Here is a 7,539-nt window from a genome sequence, read left to right as displayed (position 1 = left end):
GGGGGGGGGAGAGGGGGGGGGGGGGGGGGGGGGGGGGGAGGAGGGGGGGGGGGGGGGGGTTGTGGGGGGGGGGGGGGGGGGGTTCCTTCCCCCCCCCCCCCCCCCGCTGTATTCACTCGGCGATGGCGAGGACGATCTTGCCGATCGTGCGGCCCGTTTCGAGCGAGGCGTGCGCCTTGGCGACCTCGTCCAGCGGGTAGGTCTCGGACACCGTGGGCTTGAGCTGACCAGCGTCGACCAGGGCGGTCATCGCGTTGAGGCCGTTCTGGTCGGGCTCGACGATCGAGAAGCCCGACTTGATCCGGGCCTGCTCCGCTTCAGGGACGTCGGCCGGGCCGGGGAGGGTGATGAGGTACCCGCCGTCGCGCACGACCGGGGCCGAACGGGCCGTGTACTCGTCGCCGACGCCGTCGAGCACGATGTCGACCTCGCTGACCTGCTCGGCGAAGTCGCCCGCCGTGTAGTCGATGACCTCGTCGGCGCCGATCTCCTTGAGGTAGGCGTGCTTCGCGGCGCTCGCGGTGGCGATCACGTACGCGCCCTTGGCTTTCGCGATCTGCACCGCGAGGTGGCCGACGCCTCCGGCTGCGGCGTGCACCAGGACCCGCTGCCCCGCCTCGACCCCGGCGACGTCGACCAGCGACTGGTAGGCCGTGAGCCCCGCGAGCGGGAGCGCGGCGGCCTCGCTGTGGGTGAGCCCCGCGGGCTTGCGGGCGAAGTGGCGGGCCGGAGCGGTCACGTACTCGCTGTACGCGTTGGCGAACTGCGGGAACCGGGGCATGCCGTAGACCTCGTCGCCGACCTCGTAGAGCCGCACGCCGAACCCGACCGCCGCCACGGTGCCCGACACGTCCCAGCCGAGCGTGAAGTCGCCGGTGCGGCCCAGGAGGCCGCCGTAAGCGCGCGTCTTCCAGTCCACCGGGTTGAGCCCGGCCGCGTGCACCTTCACGAGGATCTCGCCGGTGCCGGGCTCCGGCCGCTCGGTCTCGACGACCTTGAGCACCTCGGGTCCGCCGAGTCCGTCCTGCTTGACGGTTCGCATAGTGGCCATTGTGGATTCCTCTCGATACTTTCTGCTTCGGTGGGGACCAGTCTGCTGGAACCTGCGCGGCATGCCTAGCGGCCCGAGGGCCATCATGTGAAAGAATCGGGCCATGACCGGTTCCGAAGCGCCCCACCGCGTCGCCGTCCTCGCGCTCGAAGGCGTCATGGCCTTCGAACTCGGCATCCCCCACCGCGTCTTCGGCGCGGCGATGCGCGACGACCTGACCCCGCGCTACGAAGTGCGGGTCTGCTCGACCGACGGCACGCCCGTCCGCTCTGCGAGCGGCTTCACCGTCGCCGTCGACCACGGCCCCGAGGCGCTGGCCTGGGCGGACACCGTGGTGGTCGTGACGATCCAGCCCGACAGCCCGATCTGCGACGTCAGGGAGCTGCCGGAGGGCTTGGAGGCGGTCTTCGCGGGCGTGCGGCCCGAGGCCCGGATCGTCTCGTTCTGCTCGGGCGCGTTCGTGCTCGCGGAACTCGGTCTCCTTGAAGGGAAGTCGGCCGCCACGCACTGGATGCTCGTGGACCGGCTGCGCGACCGGTTCCCGAACATCACAGTGGACCCCGACGTGCTGTTCGTCGACGAGGGGCGCGTGCTTACTGCCGCGGGTGCCGGTGCGGCCGTGGACCTCTGCCTGCACCTGGTCCGCCGCGACTACGGCAGCCAGGTGGCGAACGCGGTGGCCCGCCGCTGCGTCGTGCCGCCGTGGCGCGAGGGCGGCCAGGCCCAGTACATCGAGCGGCCCGTGCCCGAGGCCTCGGGCGTGAGCACCGCCGACGCCCGCGAATGGGCGCTCCGCCACCTCGACCATCCCCTGTCGATCGACGAGCTGGCACGGCGGGCGCGCATGAGCCGCCGCTCGTTCACGCGCCGGTTCCGCGAGGAGGTCGGGCAGAGCCCGGCCCAGTGGCTCACCCTGCAGCGCGTCGAGCACGCCCGCGGGCTCCTCGAGACGAGCGACCTCACGGTGGACCAGATCGCGCAGCGCGCAGGGCTCGGGACGGGCGTCTCGCTGCGCCAGCACCTGAGAACGGTGCTCGGCGTCTCGCCCTCGGTGTACCGCAAGGCGTTCCGCGAGCGCGAGGCTGCAGCCGCGGTCAGGGGATGAGCAGGAGCTTCCCGGTGGTTTTGCGGGATTCAAGGGCCTGGTGGGCTTCGGGGGCCTCTTCGAGGCGGAAGGTCTCGCCGACGCGGACGAGGAGGTCGTCGTCCTCGATCATCTGGAAGACCTCGCCCGCCCGCCACAGGTACTCCTCGCGGGTGGCGGTGAAGTCGTGCAGGGTGGGCCGGGTCAGGATCAGCGACCCGCCCTTGTGGAGCAGCTGCGGGTCGACGGGCGGGACGGGGCCGCTGGACTGGCCGAACAGGGCCATCACGCCCCGGCGGCGCAGGGCCGTCAGGCCTTCGCTGAACGTGGTCTTGCCGACGCCGTCGTACACGGCCGCGACGCCCTCGCCGCCGGTGAGCTCGCGCGCCTTCGCGCCGAAGCCCTCGTAGCGCATGACGTGGTCGGCGCCGTTCTGCCGCGCCAGCTCTGCTTTCGCGTCGGTGGAGACCGTGCCGATGACCTTGCCGCCCTTGGACTTCACCATCTGGGTGAGCAGGAGCCCCATGCCGCCCGCGGCTGCGTGAACGATCACGGTGTCGCCTTCCTGGACCGCGTAGACGCTGTTGCACAGGTAGTGCGCGGTGAGGCCCTGGAGCATGACGGCGGCGGCGGTCTCGACCGCGACGTGCTCGGGGACGGGCACGAACTCGTCCGCGTCGCCCACGACGAGGTCCGCATAGGACCCGGGGACGCTCTTCCACGCCACCTCGTCGCCGACCTCGAAGCCGGTGACGCCCGCGCCGACCGCGGCGACATACCCGCCGCCTTCGAGGCCCGGGGTGAACGGCAGCGGCAGCCCGTAGGCGCCGGTGCGGTGGTAGACGTCGATGAAGTTGACGCCCGCCGCGGCGACCCTGACGGCGATCTGGCCCGGGCGCGGGCCCGGGTCCTCGCCCTCCAGCACCCGCATCACGCCCGGCCCGCCGGTCTGCTCGACCACGATCGCCTTCATGAGGTTTCCTTCCGCCGCAGGGTCACCCCATAAAATAGCAGCGGCTGCGGCGGCTACTCGTCCGTGCCGGTGCGCTTGCCGTTGCCCGCGCCGAAGCGCAGGCGGCCGCGGCCCCACCGGTTCGGGTCGGCCGTGCGCGAGTCGACCTCCTCGCCCACGAGTTTGCGGATCGCCTCGCGGAAGCCCTTGTGCCGCAACTGGTGACGCAGCGGATGCGAGGCCGGGTCCTGCACGAGCTCCTTCATGAGCGCGACGCACAGGAGCAGCATGACGATGACGAACGGCAGGGCCACGATGATCGTGGCGTTCTTCAGGCCCTGGAGGCCGCCGGAGACCAGCAGGACGGCCGCGACCGCGCCGATCGTCGCGCCCCAGAACACCACGAGCGGCTTCTTCGGGGCGAGCGACCCGTGGCTCGACAGCGAGCCGAGGACGAGCGACGCCGAGTCGGCGCCGGTCACGAAGTAGATCGCCACGAGCACCATGGAGAGCCCTGCGAGCAGGCTGTACAGCGGGAGCGATTCGAGCAGCGCGAACAGCGAGTACTCCTCGCCCATGGCGACGGCGCCGCTGAAGTCCTCGCCGTGGTTCTGCTGCCACAGCGCCGTCCCGCCCAGGATCGCGAACCACAGTGTCGAAGCGGCCGAAGGGATCAGGAGCACGCCGACGATGAACTGGCGGATGGTGCGCCCGCGCGAGATGCGGGCGATGAACGTGCCCACGAACGGCGCCCACGACAGCCACCACGCCCAGTAGAAGATCGTCCACGTCCCCATCCAGTCGGCGCCGCCGAACGCGCCCGTGGCGCTGGAGATCCCGACGAGGTCGGTGAGGTACCCGCCGATGGCGCTCGGCCACGCGTCGAGGATGAACAGGGTCGGCCCGGCGAAGAACACGAACACGATGAGGAACAGCGCCAGGACGACGTTCGTGGTGGACAGCCATTTGACGCCGCGGTGCACGCCCGAGAACGCGGAGGCGACGAACGCGGCCGTCAGCGCGATGATGACGATCAGTTCGAGCTGCGTCGAGTCGGGCACGCCGACGACGATGTCGAGCCCGACCGCGACCTGCAGCGCGCCCAGGCCGAGGCTCGCGGCTGTGCCGAAGACCGTGGCGAACACGGCCAGCAGGTCGATCGCCCTGCCCGTGACCGGGCCCCACCGGCGGCCGCCGATGAGCGGCGCGAACGCGTCGCTCATGTTGTTGCCGCGCCGCTTGCGGAACGTCGAGTAGCCGAGCGCGAGCCCGGCGACCGCGTAGATCGCCCACGGGTGCAGTCCCCAGTGGAAGAACGAGTAGACGAGCGCGCCCTCGGTGAGCTCGTCGTTGTAGTACGGGGACGCCGGATCGAGCTCGAGCGGCGGCGGCGCGTCGAAGTAGTGCGCGAGGGGCTCGGCGACGCCGTAGAACATGAGGCCGATGCCCATGCCCGCCGCGAACATCATCGAGATCCACGGGAGCGTCCCGAACTCGGGCTCCTCGTCGGCGCTCGCGGCCAGCTTGATGTTGCCGTAGCGGCTCACCGCAATATAGATCGCCAGGACCACGAAGATGTTCCCGGCGATGATGAACAGCCACGCGAAGTTCGCGATGACCCAGTTCAGGGCCGCCGTCGAACCGGACTCGAACTGGTCGGGGAAGACCGCGCCGAAGACGATCACGGCGAGGATGACGACGGCGCTGATCCAGAACACCGGCCGGTCGACCGGGTACGTCGCCTGCCGCTCCTCCGCTTCCGCGGGCGATGCGGGCGGCGGGGCCTCCCCGGGATCGGTGGGCGGCGTCTCGGTCGTGGCCATCGGCCGGCTCCGTTCGTCGGTGGAGTGTCGCTCCAGTCACCATAAGTGACGAAACGCACCCGTCCGGCCGGTTCGGCGACCCGGTTCAGCCGCGCCGGTACACCAGCAGTGCGACCTCACCCAGCGCCTGCGTCTCGACCAGCCGCAGCGGCCGCGCAGGCGACTGCGGGAACGCGGCCGCGTGCACGAACTTCGGCCCGCCCGCGCCCCCGAGCAGGAACGGCGCGATCGTCAGGTGCGCCTCGTCGACGAGGTCCCCGGCGAAGAACAGGGTGTGGATCGTGCCCCCGCCCTCCACGAGGAGCCGTTCGACGCCCCGACGGGCCATGTCGCGCAAGGCGTCCTGGATCTCCAGCGTGTCGCCCAGGGCCACCACCTCGGCGGCCTCCTCGCCGAGCCCGCACGCCTCCTTGCCCCGCTCGCTGGTGTAGACCACGACCGGGCCGCCCTCGCCCCCGAACAGGCGCGCGCCCGGATCGAGGTCGCCCGACGGGGAGAACACCACCCGCAGCGGCGACGGCGCCTCCCCCTCAGCGACGCGCGCGTCGCGGCGCTCCTCCGACCGGACCAGCAGCCTCGGGTCGTCCGCGCGCACCGTCCCGGCGCCTACCGCGATCGCGTCCACGCCCGCGCGCACCGCGTCGACCCGGTCGAAATCGGCCGCATTCGACAGCATCAGCCGCTTCGGGGACACGTCGTCGAGATAGCCGTCGATGCTCATCGCGGCCGAAACGATCACATAAGGGCGCTCCATAACCCCTGAGAATCCCACGATGCACTCCCGGGCGGGCCCGGGTGGCGGTCACAGCCGGTATGCGATCACAATCAGTAGACGTGGAAGCAGGACAGACCAGCGACGACGTGATCACGAACCTCCGATTCAACGCGGACGGGCTCGTCCCCGCCATCGCGCAGCAGCACGACACGGGCGAAGTCCTCATGCTCGCGTGGATGGACGCCGAGGCGCTGCGGCGCACCGTCGCCACCCGCAAGGCCACCTACTGGTCGCGCAGCCGCGGCGAGTACTGGGTCAAGGGCGAGACCTCCGGCCACCACCAGGCGGTCGTCTCGGTCGCGGTCGACTGCGACGGCGACACCGTCCTCCTCCAAGTGGACCAGACCGGCCCCGCCTGCCACACCGGCACCCGCACCTGCTTCACCGGAAGGGAGATCGCATGAGCGAAGCGAACAGCGAGCACAGCGCCGACAAGCGCGCCGCCGAACGCACCCGCGTCCTCCTCGCCGGGCTGTGCGCGGCCGCCGTCGCCGCGCTCGCCGCCTCCCGCGACTGGACGACCACCACGGACACCGGGCACGCCGGGATCACCGCCACCACCGCCCAGGCCGGCACCGACCTCGCCTCCTGGGCCCTGCCCTGCGCGCTCGCAGGCGGCGCCGCGTTCCTCGCGATGCTCGCCACCGGCAACCGCGCCCGCCGCGTCCTCGGCGTCGTCGCCGCCCTCGCCGGGCTCGCGGCCGCGCTCGGCGGCGCCCTCCACCTCGACGCGGGACCCTGGCCCGTCGCCATGGGCATCGCCGCGCTCATCCTCGCCGCCGCAGGCGCCGCCGTCACCGCCCGCGCTGGCGGCTGGCCCGACAGTGCATCCCGGTACGAGGCGGGCGACCGCCACGAAGCGGCACCCGACGGCAACGGCGCCATAGCAGAGGACCCGGTGTCGCTGTGGAACGCCCTCGACTCCGGCGAGGACCCCTCGTCGCCTAATATCACGGCATCGGCGCAGGAGAAGGGACGATCTTAGGTGAACGTGCTGGAGCAGATCATCACCGAAGTCCGCGCCGATCTCGAACGGCGCCAGACCGCAACCCCCATCGAGGTCATCCGCGAGCGCGCCGAGGCCGCCCGCCCCGCGCTCGACGGGTACGCCGCGCTCTCCGGCGGCGGCGTCTCCGTCATCGCCGAGGTCAAGCGGGCCTCCCCGTCCAAGGGCGCCCTCGCCGACATCCCCGACCCGGCCGTGCTCGCCGCCGAGTACGCCGCGGGCGGCGCGTCCGTCATCTCGGTCCTCACCGAGCAGCACTACTTCAAGGGCAGCCTCGACGACCTCGACGCCGTCCGCGCGAAGGTCCAGATCCCGGTGCTCCGCAAGGACTTCGTGGTCTCCCCCTACCAGGTCCTCGAGGCCCGCGCCCACGGCGCCGACCTCGTGCTCCTCATCGTCGCCGCCCTCGACCAGGACACCCTCGTGTCGCTCCACGAGCGCATCGAAGGGCTCGGCATGACCGCGCTCGTCGAGGTCCACACCGAGTACGAGGCCGACCGGGCCCTGCGCGCCGGGGCGAAAGTCATTGGCGTCAACGCCCGCGACCTGACTACGCTCGACGTCGACCGCTCGGTGTTCGAGCGCATCGCCCCCGGCCTGCCCCGGGGCGTCGTCAAGGTCGCCGAGTCCGGCGTCAGGGGCACCCGCGACCTCATCCGCTACGCCAGCGCCGGGGCCGACGCCGTGCTCGTCGGCGAGGGCGTCGTCAAGACGAAGAGCCCGCGCGACGCCGTCGCCGAGCTGGTCACCGCCGGGTCCCACCCGGCCACGCCGCGCCCGATCTAGCGGTCTCGGCGAGGACACACAGGTGAGCCTGTGCGCGCGAGCGCGCCCGGGCAGCGAGTTGC

General features: G+C 71.9%; 8 protein-coding genes. 4 read left to right on the top strand and 4 right to left on the bottom strand.

Going from position 1 to position 7,539, the window contains the following annotated elements:
* Window positions 1-112: 112 nt before the first annotated feature.
* Window positions 113-1,042 carry an NADP-dependent oxidoreductase gene (locus ACZ60M_RS23595; protein ID WP_465421396.1) on the bottom strand — a complete coding sequence of 310 codons (930 nt, stop codon included), beginning with the start codon at window positions 1,040-1,042 and terminating at the stop codon, window positions 113-115.
* A gap of 112 nt (window positions 1,043-1,154) precedes the next feature.
* Here ACZ60M_RS23595 and ACZ60M_RS23590 point away from each other — a divergent pair, with 112 nt between their 5' ends.
* Window positions 1,155-2,156, top strand: coding sequence for a GlxA family transcriptional regulator (locus ACZ60M_RS23590; protein WP_465421390.1), 1,002 nt, complete (start codon window positions 1,155-1,157; stop codon window positions 2,154-2,156).
* Here ACZ60M_RS23590 and ACZ60M_RS23585 read toward each other — a convergent pair.
* The 3 genes from ACZ60M_RS23585 to ACZ60M_RS23575 all read right to left on the bottom strand — a co-directional run bounded on the left by ACZ60M_RS23585 (window position 2,146) and on the right by ACZ60M_RS23575 (window position 5,664).
* A complete protein-coding gene (locus tag ACZ60M_RS23585) occupies window positions 2,146-3,108 on the bottom strand; it encodes a quinone oxidoreductase family protein (protein ID WP_465421388.1) in 963 nt (320 codons plus the stop codon). The two genes, ACZ60M_RS23590 and ACZ60M_RS23585, sit on opposite strands and share 11 nt — an antisense overlap.
* Before the next feature lie 53 nt (window positions 3,109-3,161).
* The gene (locus ACZ60M_RS23580; protein WP_465421386.1) at window positions 3,162-4,910 is read right to left on the bottom strand and encodes a BCCT family transporter; all 1,749 of its coding nucleotides are present in this window, start codon (window positions 4,908-4,910) and stop codon (window positions 3,162-3,164) included.
* 85 nt (window positions 4,911-4,995) lie between these two features.
* Window positions 4,996-5,664, bottom strand: coding sequence for a RibD family protein (locus tag ACZ60M_RS23575; protein WP_465421384.1), 669 nt, complete (start codon window positions 5,662-5,664; stop codon window positions 4,996-4,998).
* 80 nt (window positions 5,665-5,744) lie between these two features.
* On the opposite strand from ACZ60M_RS23575, the gene hisI reads away from it, so the two are divergent.
* Genes hisI through trpC form a run of 3 tightly spaced genes read left to right on the top strand, consistent with a single transcriptional unit; the run spans window position 5,745 to window position 7,477 of the window.
* Window positions 5,745-6,089 (top strand): phosphoribosyl-AMP cyclohydrolase, encoded by a 345-nt coding sequence (gene hisI, locus ACZ60M_RS23570; protein WP_465421382.1) that lies wholly within the window; start codon window positions 5,745-5,747, stop codon window positions 6,087-6,089.
* Complete coding sequence (locus tag ACZ60M_RS23565; protein WP_465421381.1) at window positions 6,086-6,670, top strand: Trp biosynthesis-associated membrane protein; 585 nt, start codon at window positions 6,086-6,088, stop codon at window positions 6,668-6,670. The genes hisI and ACZ60M_RS23565 overlap by 4 nt, the downstream gene beginning before the upstream one ends.
* Window positions 6,671-7,477: an indole-3-glycerol phosphate synthase TrpC gene (gene trpC, locus ACZ60M_RS23560; RefSeq protein ID WP_465421379.1), complete on the top strand. Its 807-nt coding sequence runs from the start codon at window positions 6,671-6,673 to the stop codon at window positions 7,475-7,477. It begins immediately after the preceding gene.
* Window positions 7,478-7,539: the final 62 nt, after the last annotated feature.

Source organism: Glycomyces sp. NPDC050141 (assembly GCF_055586545.1).
Note: the sequence above shows the minus strand (reverse complement) of the source record. Positions and strands in the feature narration are given on the sequence as shown.

Coding starts and splice junctions, on each gene's coding strand:
- ACZ60M_RS23595 (WP_465421396.1), bottom strand. CDS start 1,042: ATGCGAACCGTCAAGCAGGACGGACTCGGCGGACCCGAGGTGCTCAAG.
- ACZ60M_RS23590 (WP_465421390.1), top strand. CDS start 1,155: ATGACCGGTTCCGAAGCGCCCCACCGCGTCGCCGTCCTCGCGCTCGAA.
- ACZ60M_RS23585 (WP_465421388.1), bottom strand. CDS start 3,108: ATGAAGGCGATCGTGGTCGAGCAGACCGGCGGGCCGGGCGTGATGCGG.
- ACZ60M_RS23580 (WP_465421386.1), bottom strand. CDS start 4,910: ATGGCCACGACCGAGACGCCGCCCACCGATCCCGGGGAGGCCCCGCCG.
- ACZ60M_RS23575 (WP_465421384.1), bottom strand. CDS start 5,664: ATGGAGCGCCCTTATGTGATCGTTTCGGCCGCGATGAGCATCGACGGC.
- ACZ60M_RS23565 (WP_465421381.1), top strand. CDS start 6,086: ATGAGCGAAGCGAACAGCGAGCACAGCGCCGACAAGCGCGCCGCCGAA.